The following is a 17,331-nucleotide window of genomic DNA, read 5'->3' on the forward strand; positions in this document are numbered from 1 at the left end:
TATTATTGCTGATGGTGTACTAATATTCTTGTGACTCAGATGCCGTCAAATGTGCGGTTGTAATCGTGGAAACTCCGTATAAACACTAATGCACGGGGGCTTCGCTTTTGCCTAGTCTTGGTCTATAGGTCGACGAAGCTTCTTGCCCCCATAGCAAGGGGCTCCGGCCAGGCAAAGGGGTTTAAGGGTGTCAGGCAAGCGATCAGTCTCCAAAGCTTTGTATTTCGCATTGATTGGTAGTGCGTTTTCGGTCGCGCTGTCGCTTCCGGGGCAGATTTATGCAGCCAGTTTCCCGCAAACGGATTCTTCACGGCTGGATGATCTGACCGAGCTGTCGCTTGAGCGGCTGATGGAAATCGATGTCTTTTCCGTATCAAAAACGAAAGAGCCCTGGCGCCGCGCCGCGGCCGCAACCTATGTGCTGACCGGTGACGATATTCGCCGGGCCGGGGTCAGCAATTTGCCGGCGGCATTGCGGCTTGTGCCCGGTCTCACTGTTGCACAAGTGAATGCCCATACTTGGGCCGTGACGGCCCGGGGCTTCAATTCAACACTTGCCGATAAACTTGAAGTGTTGCTCGACGGGCGCAGCCTCTATACGCCACTTTTTTCAGGTGTGTACTGGCAGAAGCACAATATCCCGCTGGCTGATGTGGAGCGGATCGAGGTCATTCGCGGCCCGGGTGCCGCGTTATGGGGCGCCAACGCCGTTAATGGCGTAATCAATATCGTGACGCGCAAAGCCACTGATACCATGGGTAATCAAGTAGCCGTCGGGGCAAGCCATGCGGGTGAGCGTTATGGCTATGTTCGCAGTGGGTTCGGCTCGGAGGCTATGGCGAGCCGGGTTTACGCCAAGCGTGAAGCGGTATCGGATTACCGCGATCGTAGCGGTGTTGATGCAGAAGATGGATACGGTGCAAACCGGGTGGGCTTTCGATCCGATCTTTCCCTGTCGCAAAATACAAAGCTGTCACTTTGGGGAGAAAGCTATCGGGATAGCGTTGATCGGGTAGGCGGAGGAAGCGACGAGGAGCAAGCGAACGACTACCTGATGGCGGCCTTGTCTGGCGAGCGCAATGGCCAGCCACACTTTGATGCGCGACTTGTGGTTGAAGATAGCGAGTACGATATAGAAGGCTTGTTTCTGGAGAAGCGCGAGACCGTCACGCTAGAGTACCGCCACTATTTTTACCCGGGTGAAAAGCACAATGTGGTGATCGGTGGTGGCTATCATTTTACCGGCGATGATATCGAGTCGCCCAACCTCAATTCACTGGGTTTCCTACCGGAGAGTGAAAATGATGAAACGGTTGATATCTATTTTCAGGATGTCTACACCGCCATTCCAGACCGGCTTAAACTGACGTTTGGGGTAAAGGCGGAGCACAATGATTACTCGGGGCTTGAAGTTCAGCCATCGCTGCGTCTGGCCTACACCCCGAACGACGAAACCACATGGTGGACGGCGCTGTCACGAGCCGTACGTATTCCTACCCGCCTTGACGAAGATTTTGTTATCTATGCGCCGCAGCCGGCACCGGCCGGTATTATCGTTATACAAGGCAGCGATGACTTTGAGGCTGAGGAGTTGAAGGCCTGGGAAGGTGGGGTTCGCCACAGGCTTAATGCTGTCAGTAGCCTTGATCTGGCAGTCTTCTATAACCGCTACGATAACCTGAGGGGAGTCAATTCCAGTGTTGCTCCCGCACTGATTTCCAATGAAGGCGAAGGTGATAGTAATGGCGTGGAGCTGGTGTTTAACTGGAATCCGAGTGAATCGTTCATAACCCAGATCGGTTACAGCTACCACCATATAGATTTTCAGCGCAAACCCGGAAGTAGCGATACCTCGATCGCTAACGCCAACCGGAATGATCCTCGCCATCAGGGGTTTTTGCGGGTGAACTGGCGCTTGAGTCAGCGCTTCAATGTAGACGCAAGGCTGCGCAATGTCAGTGAATTGCCAGACCTTTCGGTGACAGGCTACACCGAGCTGGATGCGACCCTTAATTGGGAAATGACTGACAAGCTCACAATGAGTCTGCTAGGACAGAATCTGCTGGATCCGCAACATGCGGAATTCAGTGCCGATAACCGAACTGTCGAAATACCGCGATCGATTCAACTCAACCTGACTTGGGAGTTCTAATGAAATACCCCAAGTTGTCCTTCGTTTCGCGGATGCGACTCTGGTGTTGTGTGACACTGGCGGTGCTGTCATTGCCCACGCAGGCAGCTGCGGGTGAGATGGCGCTGGGGGTCAAGGCTGCGTTTCTCTATAACTTCACCAAATTTATCGAATGGCCGCCCTCTGCTGCGCCTGGTTCGGGCGACACATTCCAATTGTGCATTGCGGGCTCCCTGCTTGATACCGATGCCATCAGTCAGGTGCTTGAGGGCAAAACCACGCAGGGTAGAACTCTGAAAGTTCGCTTTGTAAGCCAGCGCAGCGAGCTTCCGGGCTGCCATATGTTGTATAGCACGGGCGAAAAACCTTATTGGTCCGATGAATGGCTTGCCCACTCAGTGCGTTTGCCGGTTGTTACGGTTGGCGAGGGTGAGGATTTTGTCGAAAAAGGTGGAGTCATAGGATTGGTGATCGTGGATGGTAAAGTGCGTTTTGCCATCAACGAAGCGAAGGCCAGCGACCAGGATATTGTGATAAGCAGTAAGCTTCTTTCGCTGGCGCGGCGAGTGGTCAGGTAGCCGCATGTCTATCCTGTCGCGCCTTAATGTTCTGCCGATTCGGCACAAAATCCTGTTTTCAATTATTGGTACCAGCCTCATAGTGGTTGTTATCAGCACTACCGTGTATCTAGCTATCGGTTGGGTCAATCTCAAGAATAAGGCTATCAGCGAGCTCGAGACGACAGCTAATATCTTCGCCCAAAACATCTCGGCTGCACTGAGCTTTGGCGACGCGGCAGCCGCAAACGAGCTACTGCTCTCTCTGGGTGCTATGAAACAGATAGATTTGGCCTGCGTCTATGATGAGGCCAATAAGGGCACTCTGTTCGCGTCCTATCGTAATCAGAGTACCAATAGAAACTGTCCCGATAATGTTGCGAAGGTGCCCACTGAACAGTCGGGTACGCTCATCTATGGTGAACCAGTCTATGTGGTCTCCGATAGGGTTGGAATGGTCTACCTTTACCGATCAACGGCTGATCTGAAAGACGCGATGGGGCTGAGTGTTCTGGTGGGGGTTGGTATGGTCGCCATCAGTTTCCTGATTGCCTTTGTCTTGACGGGTTTTTTCAGGGGACTGATTGAACAGCCAATAAAAAGTCTTGTTGCGACAACACGTCGCGTCTCTAACGAAGGTGATTTTGCGGTGCGGGCTGAGAAGTTTGCCGATGATGAAATCGGCACGCTGTTCGACAGTTTTAACAGCATGCTGTCGCAGATACAAACGCGGGATCTGGAGCTCGGTCGAGCTCACAACGAACTTAAACAACAGGTGGTCGAGGTGGAGGCCGCCAACGACACCCTCAATAAGACCTTGATCAAATTGCGTGAAACTCAGGAGCAGTTGGTCAACCAGGAGAAGATGGCATCCCTTGGTGGGTTGGTTGCCGGTGTTGCCCATGAGATTAATACACCGATTGGTGTCGGCGTTACCGCGGCTAGCACGCTCCACGCAGCCACTGAAGATATGTCTTCTGCCTATGAAAGTGGCCGACTGACTGACACTGGACTGCGTAAATATGTTCAAACAGCAATTCAGTCCGCAAGCATTCTTCTGAATAACTTAAATCGGGCAGCCAACCTGATCCACAGCTTTAAGCAGGTCGCCGTTGATCAAACCAGCAGTGAGTTGCGTCAGTTTGATTTGCATAACTACCTGGAGGAAATTCTGCTTAGTCTTCTTCCCAAACTTAAGAAGACGGAAATCAGTGTTTCACTCGATGTGCCGGAGAATCTTCTGATGCACAGTTTTCCTGGCGCCATGTCCCAGATCGTAACCAATCTGCTGATGAATTCGCTGGTACACGGTTATCCCGAAACCAAACACGGGAATATTCAGATTGATGTGGAGGATTTGGGCGAAGAAATTTTGCTTAGATACCGGGATGACGGGGTGGGTATGTGCAAGGAGTCACTCGCACGGGTTTTTGATCCATTCTTTACCACCCGACGGGGTGAAGGCGGCAGTGGTCTTGGGATGCACATCGTCTACAACCTGGTCAGTCAGCAGCTTCGTGGCCGCATTCGCATGGAAAGCGAACCGGGGCATGGGGTGCAGGTTTTCATCCAGGTTCCAAAACAGGTCTCAATGGAGGAGGTCGCGTAATGTCAGGAAGCGATGCGCTCAAACTCGCCAGTGAAGGTACTGGCAATGAGGAGATAAACTCTCTGGAGCCTTGGCACTTGCTCGTCGTTGACGACGACAGCGAGGTGCACAATGTCACCAGATTAGCTCTCAGTGGCTTTCAATTCGCGGGCCGGCCTCTGGCCATTCATTCGGCCTATAGCGGTCGCGAAGCGCAACAGTTTATGGCTGAGAATATCAATACGGCTGCAATTCTCCTGGATGTCGTGATGGAGAATGACACTGCCGGGCTGGATTGTGTTCGCTACATCCGAGAAGAGCTAAAAAATAGCTTTGTGCGTATTGTGCTGCGTACGGGGCAACCGGGCCAGGCGCCAGAATATGATGTCATTACCCAGTACGATATCAATGACTACAAGGAAAAGACCGAGCTGACCCGACAAAAGCTTTTTACCTGCGTCTACACGAGCCTGAGTTGCTACCGGGACCTGGTCGCGCTCGAGAAAAATCGCCGTGGTTTGTTGCGTGTTATCGAGGCCTCGTCAGATCTGTTTCGCATCAGCTCATTGGATCAGTTTGCTCAGGGTGTCATTGAGCAGCTATCGGCGTTGATGTACATGGACCAGGACTTTCTGGTGGTTCGTACCTCCGGGGTTGCGCTGGAGGAAGGGAGCGGTGATTTCCAGATTGTGGCTTCGACCGGAAAGTTCGAAGGCATAAATAGTGGTACCGAGTTGTTCGGAATTCACCCTGAAGTCAGGCAACGTATCGACGAGTCTCTGTCGCGTGGTGAGAATCGATATGGTCAAGACTACGTGGTCGCTTTGTACAATAAGAGCGTGCTTTATATCGCCGGAGACAAGCCGCTGGAGGTGCCCGACGTGTCTCTGGTCGAATTGTTTGCCAAAAATGTGGCAATTGCCTACGAAAAGCTCGTTTTGATCGAGACGGATCAACGCAGTTGAACAGCAGGATTCACAGATGAATGATGCACTCAAGTTAAGGCCGGAAAGTGATCCTCCGAGGGACGTCCTCGAAGAGACACCCTGGCAAGTGCTGGTCGTTGATGACGACGAAGAAGTACATCGCATTACCGAACTGGCCTTGAGTGACTTTGTGTACGCAAACCGCCGACTGGAGTTCATCAATGCCTATTCCGGCGCTGAGGCTCGGGAGAAACTGCAGGAAAATCCGGGTATTGCACTCATTCTTCTGGATGTCGTGATGGAGAGCGACGATGCCGGGCTGCGCTTTGCACAGTTTGTTCGACAGGAAATGGCCAACAGTTTTATTCGCATTATCCTGCGTACCGGCCAGCCGGGTATGGCTCCTGAAAGGCATGTCTTAACGGTGTATGACATCAATGACTACCGCGCGAAAACTGAGCTGACTCAGGATCGTTTGTATACGGTGGTTTATACGGCGCTCTCTTCCTATCGCGATATGATGGCTCTGGCGCGCAGCCGACAACAGCTTGTTGGTGTGGTGGAAGAGCTGGAAACTTTGTCGGAAGTGACTTCACGCACCTTTCGGCAGGCCCTGAAAACGCTGGTAACGGATACCCAGAACATCTACTACGAGCTGGAGGGCCAGATCAGCCCCACCCATCACCATGAGCTTCAGGAGATTCTTGAGCTCAGCAGAGAACTGTTCAGAAAAGTCGATGACCTTGCGCGTTATGCGAGTAGCGGGCGCTACAACGAATTGCGTGTGCCGGTCGATCTGATGACTGTCGTTGACGATGTCAGGCTCGATCTTCGCGAGTCCATTGAGGAAATGAACGCGGAAATATTCTGCGATGAACTCCCGGTGGTGATGGGATCTCGTCGGCAGCTGTATCAGGTATTTTACAATCTGGTTTCAAACTCACTGCGTTTTCGAGGTAACCAGACTCCGAGAATATCGATTCAAGCGCATAAAGATATGGATCTCTGGCGGTTCAAGCTGTCGGATAATGGGATAGGAATTTCAGAACAGGATAAGCAGAATGCGTTTTCCCTGTTTCGGCGCGACAGCTCCACAGATGTCCCCAGCAGTAGCGGTATTGGTTTGAATATCTGTCGGAAAATTGTGCGCTGGCACGGAGGTACGATTGATATTCAGGGGGTTGCAGGAGAGGGCACCTGTATCGAGTTCACCTTGCCGTTGATCTCTTGAGGGTATCGCTCTTGCAAAACCAGCGCCGGGATTTCGAATATTTTCTTGATCGCATGCTCAAAGCGACCACACAAGGTACGCGCATCCACGGCTTAAAACTGATTGATATCGATCTCTTCCGGCTGGTTAATCAATCCCAGGGTTTTACTGCCGGGAATGCTTTTCTCAATTATCTCCATGGCGTATTGCAGGGTGCATTGCTGGAAGGTGATCGTCTGTTTTACCTCGGCGAAGACAGCTTCGTCATCGTCTGCCCCTATCGCGGTCTTAAGGAGCTGTTCGCAGAGAGTCACGATATGCTCGACGCAGTGAATGGGCGCCACGCTGAGTGGGATGGCGGGCTACAGGAGGTATCATGTTCAATCGGTGTCGCTCAGACGGAAGAAACTGATCGTGGTTCGGAGGACGTGTTGCTGCGCGCAGAACGGGGCCTATATCAGGCGAAGTCCGCCGGTCGCGGTTGCGTTTATTCCGAGCTGAGCTGTGAGGGAGAACCGACCCAGGATGATCGTGTGGAACACTGGGCGCGCAGACTGCAGAACGCCTTTCTGCACGATGGTTTTGAAATAGTTTTTGAGCCCCTGCCTTTTGAGGGCGGAGATTTTTCGCTGACGCAAGTTGCCCTGCATTACGAGGGGCAAGCAGAAGATACAGCCGAGCTCCGTTCTGAGCTGGGTGCGATGGATCTGCTGCTGGCGATGGACCGCTGGGTGCTGACAAAACTTTCTGAGATGAATGATCTGAGTGCTAGGACGGTGATGAGGCTGAGCCCCGCGTCGGTTTGCGCGGAGCAGTTTACCCGTTTTTTGAGCCGTCTGCTTGCGGCAAAGCCGGAGCTTTGCACGCGGCTTTGGTTCGCGGTGTCAGAACATGATTTCCCCGTTGCGTCCGATAAGTTACAGCGCTTTCTTGTTGAGGCAGGTGCAATGGGCTTTCACTGCATGCTCATTGATTTTGGCTCCGGTACCGACAGTTTGTCCCGTCTTCGGCAGTTGCCGGTGGCGGCGGTATCGCCATACCCGTGGGCACAGTGCTACGAGGACGCCGACTGTCCCTCCATCCTGTCAGCGCTCAAGCTGGTGGCCGATGCCTCGGGCAAGGACTTTGTCGGCGCGGCTTTTCGAATCTAAAAGCGGCCTAGGCAACGCTCTGTAACTGCTCTTGCGTTAGCAGCTGGAGCATGGACCGGGCATCGGTTACGCGTTTAACGTTTCCCAGCAATAATGCGGCTTCACGAAAGTGCCATTGCAGGTAGGCCAGCCACTGTTTTAACGGCGAGCAGGCGTGGCGGGGTGGGCACGTAGCCATCAGGTCTTGCTGGAAATCAATCAGGTGCACCAGCACCTCTTGCCAGGCCATGCCTGGGTGTTGCGCATTGCGCAGTGTCTGGGCCAGCGCCGGGTGGGCCAGCATGCCGCGCCCCAGCATCACATCCTCACAGCCACTCAATTCACGGCAGCGGCGATAATCTTCGGCACACCAGATTTCGCCATTGGCAATCAGTGGAATATCGACAGATTCACGCACTCGGGCGATGGCCGCCCAGTGGGCCGGTGGGCGATAACCTTGTGCCTTGGTTCGCGCGTGGATGACCAGCTCCGAGGCCCCTGCGTCAGCCACCGCCCCGGCAACTTCCATTAAGGGGGAACTATCGGCGTAGCCGAGGCGAATTTTAACGCTCAGGGGTGTTGTGGGCATCAGCGTATTGCGAATACCGGACACGATGTCATGGATCAGCGTCGGTTCATCCAGTAATACCGAACCGCCTCGGTGCTTGTTAACGGTTTTTGCCGGGCAACCGAAATTCAGGTCGATACCCGCCGCCCCAAGGGCTTCGGCGCGGGCGGCATTATCCGCCAGGCAAAGAGGGTCGCTGCCCAGCAGCTGCAGGTAAACCGGGACTCCGGAAGGGGTTTTGCTGCCCTGCTCCAATTCTGGGCAATAGCGATAGAAGACCTTAGGCGGCAGCAGTTGCCTGGTTACGCGAACAAACTCAGTGACACAGCGGTCCAGCCCGCCGATGGAAGTCAGCAGGGCGCGCATACGAGCGTTGACGACGCCCTCCATGGGAGCAAGGTAAATCTTCATTGGCACACGCAGATTCAGTGCCGCGCAGTATACCCGCGACCGGGATCTACGCCAATGTGAGGCGCTTTCGCTCCCGGTGAAAGCTCAGTAGACTGGCGCCACAGAGGAGTTTTTATGAAGACTAAGCACCACGTATTATTTGCACTCACCTGGATGGGGCTGGTTGCCGCTATTGTCGGTGGTGCGTCACTCAACAAACGCACTAGCCTAGCTGCGGTTGAAGCTGAACTGTTTACTGATGAGGCAGCCCTTTTTGGCGAGTCGGAAGATGAGTTTGGCGATAGCTCAGCATCCGATAAGCAAAGCGGGATAGCATTGCTGAATATGGCAGCCAATGCCTCCGCATCGCGGGCACCGGCGGCTGCTGACGCTGCCGTGGTCAGTGCCGTGCTGGACGACGCGGTGCTCTTGCGGCATGGCGAGGTATACAGCCTGGATTGCTGTGTCTCCGACGCACTGAAGAAGCCCTCTGGTGAAGCGTCTGCTCCGGGGCTGATTGATCTGCGGCGCAATACCGCAGCCACACAACTGGCGCGTTCTTACCACCAGAAGCTTTACATCAATCCTTTTGCGCTGGCTGGCAAAGTCAAGATCGAAGCTTCGCGAAAAGACGGGCGCTTGCGCTATATGCTGTTTCCCGGTACGGACAGGCAAGCGTTCTCTACCTTTGGCTTGCAGGCGGGTGACCAGGTTCTGGGCGTTAACGGGGTGTCGCTGCAACGAGGTGACGCGATTCCGGTTATCTATCAGCAACTCGCAGCCGCCGACTATATAGCGGTGACGCTTGAGCGAGGCGGTAAAGCGCTTGTGGTTTTGCTGGCGCTGGATGTGCCCGCCTGATTCGTTGGTAAGGAAGATAACAATGACAATGAATAAACAACTCCATAGAGAACATGGCGGCGCGAGCCTGCGTCTGATTGGCATTACTCTGATACTGCTGATCGTCGGTGCGGTTGTGCTGTTTCGGCTCTACGTGTCGCCGCAGGTAGGGGACTTTCGCGTCATATTGAACGCGATTTTCGGTGTCGGCGTCGAAACCCCTGAAGAATCCCGCCTTCGAGAGACGCTGTCGATCGACAGGCGCTTTGAGCTGGGTATCTTTGCGGCGGACCTGCCCAATGCCCGCTGGCTGCAGGTGACCGACCGGGATGATGTGCTGGTTTCGCGCCCACGCAAAGGTGATGTTGTGCTGCTGCACGCCGATGCAGACAGCGATGGCCGTTCTGATGGGCGCGAAACGCTGCTTACCGAACTGAATATGCCCCACGGCATCGCGTTGATTGACGACTGGTTGTATGTGGCCGAGCAGGATGCCATTGGTCGCATTCGCTTCGATCACCAGAGCCGGAGTGTGGCAGGGCCTTTTCAGCGAATACTCAGTGGCTTGCCTGGCGGGGGCAATCACTGGGCCAAGAATATCGCTCTTGGCCCTGACGGCTGGCTCTATTTCAACGTTGGCTCCAGCTGCAACGTCTGCATTGAAGATGATCATCGTCGGGGCAGCCTGATGCGTGTTCGTCCTGACGGCAGTGATCCTGAAATCTACGCAGCCGGACTGCGCAATGCGACCGGCTTTGATTGGGCTCCTTGGGACAAGTCTCTTTATGCGGCGGACATCAGCCGCGACTTATTGGGTGATGATTATCCCGCCGACGAACTTAACCTTGTTGTCGAGGGCGGTTTTTATGGCTGGCCCTACGTCAACGAATTTGGCGACAGCGACCCGGATCTGGGCGCTAAGAAGCCGGCAGACCTGCAGGCCATTGACCCGGTACTGGCTATTCCCGCCCACACCACGCCGCTGGGGCTGCACTTTCCCCGTCATGAGCGGCTCATAGAGGCCTTTCCCCGCTCGGCCTTTATGGCTCTGCACGGCTCCTGGAATCGCTCAGTCCCGGATGGTTACCGGCTGGAACAGCTGATCTGGAATGGCGATGGCAGTATCAGCTCACAGACGGTGTTGGATGGCTTCTGGACGGGCGACGATCTGATCGGGCGGCCTGTCGATATTGAGGAAGACAGCGTGGGCAATCTCTACCTGTCCGACGACTACGGTGGCGCGGTTTACCGGCTGCAACTCAGGTCTGATTTGCCCTGATTTTTTGACCGTTTCTGCAATAAAACCCATAGCTTATGCGGTGTTATAATCCGCGCCTGCGCTGATGGTGACTTAACACGGAGATGGTCATGAGTGATTTCAAGAAGTGGGAGTGTGTAATCTGTGGCTTCGTTTACGACGAGGCAGAAGGTTACCCTGAAGATGGCATTGAGCCAGGTACCAAGTGGGAAGATGTGCCGGAAGACTGGGAGTGCCCGGATTGCGGTATCAGCAAATTCGATTTTGATATGGTCGAAGTCTGAGTTTTGTTAACTTCTTCGCGCCGGCGGTTAAACAGCGTGCGATACTGATTAAAACAATCACATCGGGAGATAACGATGATTCGTGGCGTAATGGCGTTGCTGGTAGTGGGTTTGCTTGCCGGCTGCGCGCCGGAAGTAGGTAGTGAAGCCTGGTGCAAGGATCTGGACGCAAAACCCAAGGGTGAGTGGACAGGGAATGAAGCGAAAGACTACACCAAGCACTGTATCTTCTGATGATGTATTTGCCGGTGAGGCTGCCATAACAGGCGGCTGACAATAAAAAAGGGGGCATAGCCCCCTTTTTAGTGCGCGTTAGAAACTCACACCAGCTCGATGGCTGTTGCCAGCGCTTCGCCGCCGCCAATGCACAATGCTGCAATGCCGCGTTTCTTGCCGTACTTCTGCAGCGCGTAAATCAGGCTGAGAATAATCCGTGAACCAGTAGAGCCAATGGGGTGGCCTTGGGCGCAGGCGCCGCCGTGAACGTTCACCTTGGCGTGGTCGAGCTCGAGATCGCGCATGGCCAGCATGGTTACCATGGCGAAGGCCTCATTGATTTCCCACAGATCCACATCGTCCTTGGTCCAGCCGGTCTTGGCGTAGAGCTTTTCGATGGCGCCGATGGGGGCGGTGGTAAACAGCTCTGGCTCATGGGAGTTGCGTGAATGGGCCACGATACGTGCCAGCGGTTTCAGACCGCGTTTTTCCACTTCCGCGCCGCTCATCAGCAGCAGGGCAGAGGCGCCATCGCTGATCGAGCTGGAGTTTGCGGCGGTTACGGTGCCGTCTTTCTTGAAGGCCGGTTTCAGGGTGGGAATCTTGTCGAGATTGGCTTTGCCCGGCTGTTCGTCATCTTTGACAACCAGCTCGCCTTTGCGGGTTTTGATGGTAACCGGCACCGACTCAGCGTCGAGGCTGCCATCGTCGATCGCTTGTTTGGCGCGCTTGAGAGATTCAATGGCAAAGGCATCCATAGCTTCGCGGGTCAGGCCGTTGTCGTCGGCAGTGGCCTGAGCAAAGGCTCCCATCAGGCCGCCTTTATAGGCATCCTGCAGGCCGTCGAAAAACATATGATCTTCCAGGCCTTTGCTGCCAGTGCCGACACCACCACGGGCACCGGGAATCAGGTGGGGCGCATTACTCATGCTTTCCATGCCACCAGCAAGGGCGACATCGCAGGTGCCTGCTTTGATCATATCGTGGGCGTAAATGGTGGTCTGCATGCCGGAACCGCAGAGCTTATTGACGGTAACGCAGCCCGTGGTTTTGGGGATGCCAGCGGCCAGCGCCGCCTGCCGGGCAGGGCCCTGTTTGAGGCCGGCCTGCAATACGCAGCCCATGATCACTTCTTCAATATCTTTGGCATCGATGCCGGCGCGCTTTACGGTTTCGGCAATGGCCGTGGTACCCAGTTCGACGGCGCTGGCGCCACTCAGCGAGCCGAGCAACCCTCCCATCGGTGTACGTGCACCACTGACGATATAGACGGAATCGGTAGACATAGCTGGCCCTCACAATGATTCGATAGATAAAACGAGGGCGCATTTAGCCATGTTGAGGCTGTCATGACAAGTTGCGGGCGTGCACAGTCAATCTGCGCGAGAAAGGGGTACCCCTCCCGGCGCGAGAGGGGTGAGGCGGGGGGATTACGCGGCCTTGCTGTCCTTGTCGCCGCTGCCGTCGGCATAGAACTGGCTAAACCACTTGCGGAATTGGGCAATTGGACCGTCGCCGTCACACAGCACCGGCTGGGGGCGATAGACCTTGTTTTCCCAGATGGGCATATCCTGCTGCACCTGCAAGGCGACGTTCTGAATGACCGCCTGCGACATGATTGCCTGCCCTTCGTTCATTTCTTTCGGTTGGGTAAACACAAAGCGCAGATGCACGGTTTTGGCGTCGATGGGGGTAACTGCGCCCATCATAAAGGTCTCAAACACACCGCTGAACCGCTGCCAGGTCTGGCCGGGTCCGTTACTAGACGTGTCCAGATACGAGTCGCGGAACAGGGTGCCGGTGGTGTCGAAGGTGCCATCTTCAAAAATCTCCGGCGCCTTGCTGACAAAATGCGCGTGACGTTGGAAGCCTTCGTGCTTCACTTCGCCTTTGGGAACATCCTGGCTGCCATGCACGTACATGAAGTGGGCCGCATCACAGCCGTTTTCAGCGGTTTCCTGAATGTGGGAGTGGAAAGTCCACTCGTAGGTGGAGATGTCGGTCCACTCATCGCTGTGCAATTCGTGCAGTTCTTCAACATCGAACAGGGGCGCTATATTGTCCGGATGGTACCAAACCCAAACGCTCTGGTTTTTCTCAACGGTGGGGTAGGCGTAAATGCAGGGTTTACCGCCGGCAATTTTGGGAGGCATGTTTTTGGCATAAGGCACGTTTTTGCATACGCCCTCGCCGGAAAACTCCCAGGCGTGGAAAGGGCAGGCGATGTTTTCACCCTGCACCTTGCCGCCGTGACCTAGGTGAGCCCCGAGGTGAGGGCAGTAGGCGTCCAGCACCTTGGCCTCGCCTGCATCTGTGCGGAACATCACCAGTTCACGATCAAAGTAGCGAATGGGTTTGACCTCACCGGGCTGCAAGTCCCTGGACAGGGAGACGCAATACCAACCAAAGGGGATAGGCAGTTCTGCGGTGTTTTCCATGGTTGACTCTCTCTTAGGGTGTACGCCGGAGTGCGCCGCACGCCGGGCCTGTGAATTAACCGATTGTGGGTTGATTATCAGGCCCGAGGGCGACAAAAGTACACACGTGTTACCCAATTCTGACGCGATTGTAACCTTTTTCAAGCTTTGTTGCGGGCACCCGGTGAGAACAGTTTTCCGCGCACACCTTCCCGGTATTGCTTGGGCGTGACGCCGTACTCGCGGCGAAACAGGCGACTGAAATAGTTGGGGTCGGGAATGCCTGCGGTCTGGGCGATATCGCTGATAGCCAGATTGCTTTGCTGAAGGAGTTCCCGGGCGGTACGCAGGCGCAGGGTATTGAGGTAGTCCAGTGGGCTTTGCCCGGTGGCCTGTTTGAAGCGGCGAGTGAGGCTGCGCTCGCTGAGGCCGGCCTGTTGCGCCAGCTGCGACAGCCGCAGAGGGCTGGCAAAATGCTTGCCCAGGTAAGACTGCACCAGGGCAATCGCCTCATCCCTGTGCAGGTCGGTCTGGCCAACCCGGTAGGCGTGAGAGTGGAAGGGGCGGCGGATCTCAGGCGAAAACTGGCGCTCGACCCGGTGGGCGATGGTAGTGCCCCAGCGCTCGCCAATCAGGTGTACCAGCAGGTCGGCGATGGAGTTGATGCTGCCGGCGCAGAAAATCCGCTCGGTTTCGGTGATCAGGTAGTTCCGGATCAGGTCGACCTGGGGATAGCGTTCGCTGAAATCTTCAAAATAATGCCAGTGGGTGGTGGCGGGGCGGTTTTGCAGCAGGCCCGCCTCTGCGAGCAGGTAGCTGCCTGTGCCCACCGTGCACAGTGTGCTGCCGGCTCGGTAGTGTTCATTGAGCCAGCCGCCGAGGTGATCCAGATCGATCCCTTTTAGCGGGTGCCGCCAGCGGGTGGGTAGGATAATCAGGTCGAGTGAGTCCGCGTCGTCGATGGCCGCTTCCGGGCTTAGTGTCAGGCCGCCAGCGGCGGTCACAGGGCGCCCGTCTAGCCCCAGTAATTGGACGCGAGGTGCGCGCTGGCGCTGTATGCGCAGCTGATCGCTGGTGGCCTGTAACATCTCCAGCGGCAAGGAAAGGCTGGAGGTAAGCGCGTTGGGCAGGGCGACCAGGGCAATGTTGACCATGCTTATTTGTGTCCTGAATATACTATAATACGGCCATAATATACTATTTTATACGCTCGGCTTTACCTAGAATCTTCCCGTCATTTGTTGTCTGGGAGTTTGAATTCGTGGCGCGGTTACCGGTTATTACAGGATTTGGCGGCATCAACGCCGCAGGCAGGTCGTCCTTCCATCATGGCTACCGGCGTCTGGTGCTGGATGCACTGCCTCAGGACAAAGCGGACCGAACCCTGCAAAGCCTGTCGGCGCTGATGGGCGTGCCAGCGGGTGATCGCGAATACATCCTTAACCATACCCTGGTTCGCAAGATTGAGGCGGGCTGGTTTGATACCGAGGCGATTCCCTGCAACAAGTCTATGCCGCTGGCACCTGCCGGGGATGTGCTGAGTTTCGTCACGCGGGCGCGCAACCTGCCGGAGCAGCTGCCCGAAAACTGGACTGTGACCGAAGTTGAAAAAGGCCGCGTGCGCGTGGATATGCGCGGCGCCAGCGATTTTCTGGTGCACACCACCCGAACCAGCGAAGTACGCGCTGCCGGTCAGTTGCCGACCGGCTTTGATCCGGCGGCGCTCTATGCCTCGCGCAGCCATCCTCGCGGTCTACAGCTCTCTGTTTACGGTGCGTCAGACGCCATCCAATCCGTGGGGATTGGCTGGGAAACGCTCCTGTCGGTGGTGCGTCCGGATCAGGTGAGTGTCTACGCCAGTTCGGCCATGGCCCAGCTCGATGAAAACGGCAATGGTGGCCTGCTGGCCGCGCGTCTTGGCGGTAAACGGGTAACCTCCAAGCAGCTCGCACTTGGCCTGGCCGATATGCCTTCGGATTTTGTAAACGCCTATGTGCTGGGCAGCATTGGCAGCACCGGGCCCTCGCTGGGTGCCTGCGCTACCTTCCTTTATAACCTGCGCGCCGGTGTCCAGGATATTCGCAGCGGCCGTGCGCGTATTGCCATTGTCGGCGCAGCCGAAGCGCCTATCACGCCGGATGTTATCGACGGCTATGCCACCATGGGTGCGCTGGCCACCGATGCCGGCCTGATGAAGCTGGACGGGGTGGACTCTCTCGACGAGGCTGCTTATCGTCGCGCCTGCCGCCCCTTTGGCGATAACTGCGGTTTCACCCTGGCCGAGGCGTCCCAGTTTGTGGTGCTGATGGATGACGAACTGGCTCTGGAGCAGGGGGCGAGTATTTACGGTTCGGTGCCCGACGTGTTTATCAATGCCGACGGCTATAAAAAATCGATCTCGTCGCCGGGTGCGGGCAATTACCTGACAGTGGCCAAAGCCGCCTCTCTAGTGCGGGAAGTGCTTGGTGAGAGAACCCTGCGCGAGCGTAGCTTTGTGCAGGCCCATGGCACGGGAACACCTCAGAATCGAGTCAGCGAATCTCATATTCTCAATGAAGTTGCTAAGGCCTTTGGCATCGAGTCCTGGCCGGTGGCGGCTATAAAAGCTTATCTGGGCCATACCGTGGCATCGGCCAGTGGCGATCAGCTGGTTACGACGCTGGGTGTATGGAGTGATGGCTTGCTGCCCGGTATCGCCACCGTGAGTGAATTTGCTGCTGATGTGCATCAAAGTAATCTCAGCCTGAGCCGCGAGCATCGTGAAATCGACACCGACGCCGCGCTGCTGAACTCAAAGGGTTTTGGCGGCAATAACGCCACAGCGGCTGTGTTTTCTCCCGGGGTGACTAGGGCGCTGCTCCAGGCCCGTCACGGAAAGGCTGCGCTGAGCGATTGGCAGGGCCGCGAAGAGCAGGTGGCGGCAACGGCCCGGGCCTATGATGACTCGGCCATTGCGGGCCGTGCCGAGGTGATTTATCGCTTCGATCACAATGTGCTAAAGGGGGACGAGTTGGCTATCAGCGACACCAGTATCAGCCTGCCGGGCTACGCCAATGCGGTGGACCTGAAGATCGACACCCCTTACGCCAGCTGGCTCTCCTCGAAGTAATCAACCTTTCACGAACCTCTGAGGGGCGGCTTCCGGTCGCCCCGTGACGTCAAATCTGTCCGTTTTTTCTTAAAAATTGCTTAGGTGTCGCCACTTGGCAAGACAAGGCAGGGCTTTCATGGTTGAATGTCGCCCGGGGGAGCAGTGGCAACATAGCCATCTGCAGGCACTAGCTTCTGTATGGAGAGATGCATTGAAGAACGAAGCAAAAGCGCGGGTGGTCATTAATATGCCGCGTGAACAGGCCTGGATGAAATTGCGTGACTTAGGCCTGGCCCACAACTACGTACCGGGCATTATCAAAACCGAAATTACCACTGAAAAGAAAGAAGGTGTCGGCGCCAGTCGCAAAGTGTATCAGAGTGAAACCAAGGCGCTGGATGAGACCGTAGTGGAGTGGAAGGAAGGCTACGGTTTTCTGATTCGTCTGCACAAGGGGGATACCGGCAGTCAACCACCCTTCAAAGAAGCCTTTTTTCGCTATCACATTGACGAGGCGGGCAATGGGCAGACTGCTCTGACGACGTCCCTGATCTACACCATGCGCTGGGGCTGGTTTGGCGAGTTTCTTCAAAACCGATTTCTTGCTGGTATCTTTCGCTCTGTCATTCGCGATGTGGCGATCAGCATGAAAGCCTATTATGAGAGCGGCGAGCCGACCACACCGGAGAAGCTGAAACAGATCAAAGCTGATATGAAGTCCTGAC

General features: G+C 55.6%; 16 protein-coding genes. 12 read left to right on the forward strand and 4 right to left on the reverse strand.

The genetic code is table 11. The features are described from left to right. Positions 1-187 precede the first annotated feature (187 nt). Genes ABY734_RS12245 through ABY734_RS12270 form a run of 6 tightly spaced genes read left to right on the forward strand, consistent with a single transcriptional unit; the run spans position 188 to position 7,563 of the window. A complete protein-coding gene (locus ABY734_RS12245) occupies positions 188-2,152 on the forward strand; it encodes a TonB-dependent receptor plug domain-containing protein (RefSeq protein WP_372779494.1) in 1,965 nt (654 codons plus the stop codon). Then, complete coding sequence (locus ABY734_RS12250) at positions 2,152-2,709, forward strand: YfiR family protein (RefSeq protein ID WP_372779496.1); 558 nt, start codon at positions 2,152-2,154, stop codon at positions 2,707-2,709. Before ABY734_RS12245 ends, ABY734_RS12250 begins: the two co-directional genes overlap by 1 nt. A 4-nt stretch (positions 2,710-2,713) precedes the next feature. Further along, on the forward strand, positions 2,714-4,297 hold the full coding sequence (locus tag ABY734_RS12255) for an ATP-binding protein (protein ID WP_372779498.1): 1,584 nt from the start codon (positions 2,714-2,716) through the stop codon (positions 4,295-4,297). Then, positions 4,297-5,241: a DUF3369 domain-containing protein gene (locus ABY734_RS12260; protein WP_372779499.1), complete on the forward strand. Its 945-nt coding sequence runs from the start codon at positions 4,297-4,299 to the stop codon at positions 5,239-5,241. Before ABY734_RS12255 ends, ABY734_RS12260 begins: the two co-directional genes overlap by 1 nt. 16 nt (positions 5,242-5,257) lie before the next feature. Next, positions 5,258-6,433 (forward strand): ATP-binding protein, encoded by a 1,176-nt coding sequence (locus tag ABY734_RS12265; RefSeq protein ID WP_372779501.1) that lies wholly within the window; start codon positions 5,258-5,260, stop codon positions 6,431-6,433. A gap of 11 nt (positions 6,434-6,444) precedes the next feature. Beyond that, entirely contained in the window at positions 6,445-7,563 is a 1,119-nt protein-coding gene (locus ABY734_RS12270) for a diguanylate cyclase (protein ID WP_372779503.1), read from the forward strand. Positions 7,564-7,570: 7 nt separating this feature from the next. Here ABY734_RS12270 and ABY734_RS12275 read toward each other — a convergent pair whose 3' ends face one another. After that, positions 7,571-8,521: a tRNA dihydrouridine synthase gene (locus ABY734_RS12275; RefSeq protein WP_372779504.1), complete on the reverse strand. Its 951-nt coding sequence runs from the start codon at positions 8,519-8,521 to the stop codon at positions 7,571-7,573. Positions 8,522-8,635: 114 nt separating this feature from the next. On the opposite strand from ABY734_RS12275, the gene ABY734_RS12280 reads away from it, so the two are divergent. The 4 genes from ABY734_RS12280 to ABY734_RS12295 all read left to right on the forward strand — a co-directional run bounded on the left by ABY734_RS12280 (position 8,636) and on the right by ABY734_RS12295 (position 11,116). After that, on the forward strand, positions 8,636-9,361 hold the full coding sequence (locus ABY734_RS12280) for a hypothetical protein (protein ID WP_372779506.1): 726 nt from the start codon (positions 8,636-8,638) through the stop codon (positions 9,359-9,361). A 28-nt stretch (positions 9,362-9,389) separates the two neighbouring features. Next, entirely contained in the window at positions 9,390-10,619 is a 1,230-nt protein-coding gene (locus tag ABY734_RS12285) for a sorbosone dehydrogenase family protein (protein WP_372779508.1), read from the forward strand. 89 nt (positions 10,620-10,708) lie between these two features. Beyond that, positions 10,709-10,882, forward strand: a complete 174-nt coding sequence (locus tag ABY734_RS12290; RefSeq protein WP_372779510.1) for a rubredoxin — start codon at positions 10,709-10,711, stop codon at positions 10,880-10,882. 75 nt (positions 10,883-10,957) lie between these two features. Then, a complete protein-coding gene (locus tag ABY734_RS12295) occupies positions 10,958-11,116 on the forward strand; it encodes a DUF3012 domain-containing protein (RefSeq protein ID WP_372779511.1) in 159 nt (52 codons plus the stop codon). A gap of 86 nt (positions 11,117-11,202) precedes the next feature. On the opposite strand, the gene ABY734_RS12300 is transcribed toward ABY734_RS12295, so the two are convergent. The 3 genes from ABY734_RS12300 to ABY734_RS12310 form a co-directional block, all read right to left on the reverse strand. Then, complete coding sequence (locus ABY734_RS12300; protein WP_372779512.1) at positions 11,203-12,384, reverse strand: acetyl-CoA C-acyltransferase; 1,182 nt, start codon at positions 12,382-12,384, stop codon at positions 11,203-11,205. Positions 12,385-12,528: 144 nt separating this feature from the next. After that, positions 12,529-13,536: a Rieske 2Fe-2S domain-containing protein gene (locus ABY734_RS12305; RefSeq protein ID WP_372779514.1), complete on the reverse strand. Its 1,008-nt coding sequence runs from the start codon at positions 13,534-13,536 to the stop codon at positions 12,529-12,531. 140 nt (positions 13,537-13,676) lie between these two features. Then, entirely contained in the window at positions 13,677-14,669 is a 993-nt protein-coding gene (locus tag ABY734_RS12310; protein ID WP_372779515.1) for a GlxA family transcriptional regulator, read from the reverse strand. Between the two features lie 107 nt (positions 14,670-14,776). Between ABY734_RS12310 and ABY734_RS12315 the strand changes: the two genes are divergently transcribed. Then, positions 14,777-16,624 (forward strand): beta-ketoacyl synthase, encoded by a 1,848-nt coding sequence (locus ABY734_RS12315; RefSeq protein WP_372779517.1) that lies wholly within the window; start codon positions 14,777-14,779, stop codon positions 16,622-16,624. A 193-nt stretch (positions 16,625-16,817) separates the two neighbouring features. Further along, positions 16,818-17,330 (forward strand): SRPBCC family protein, encoded by a 513-nt coding sequence (locus ABY734_RS12320; RefSeq protein ID WP_372779519.1) that lies wholly within the window; start codon positions 16,818-16,820, stop codon positions 17,328-17,330. Position 17,331: the final 1 nt, after the last annotated feature.

The organism is Litorivivens sp. (assembly GCF_041624475.1).
In the GTDB taxonomy this organism is placed as follows: Bacteria; Pseudomonadota; Gammaproteobacteria; order Pseudomonadales; family Spongiibacteraceae; genus Litorivivens.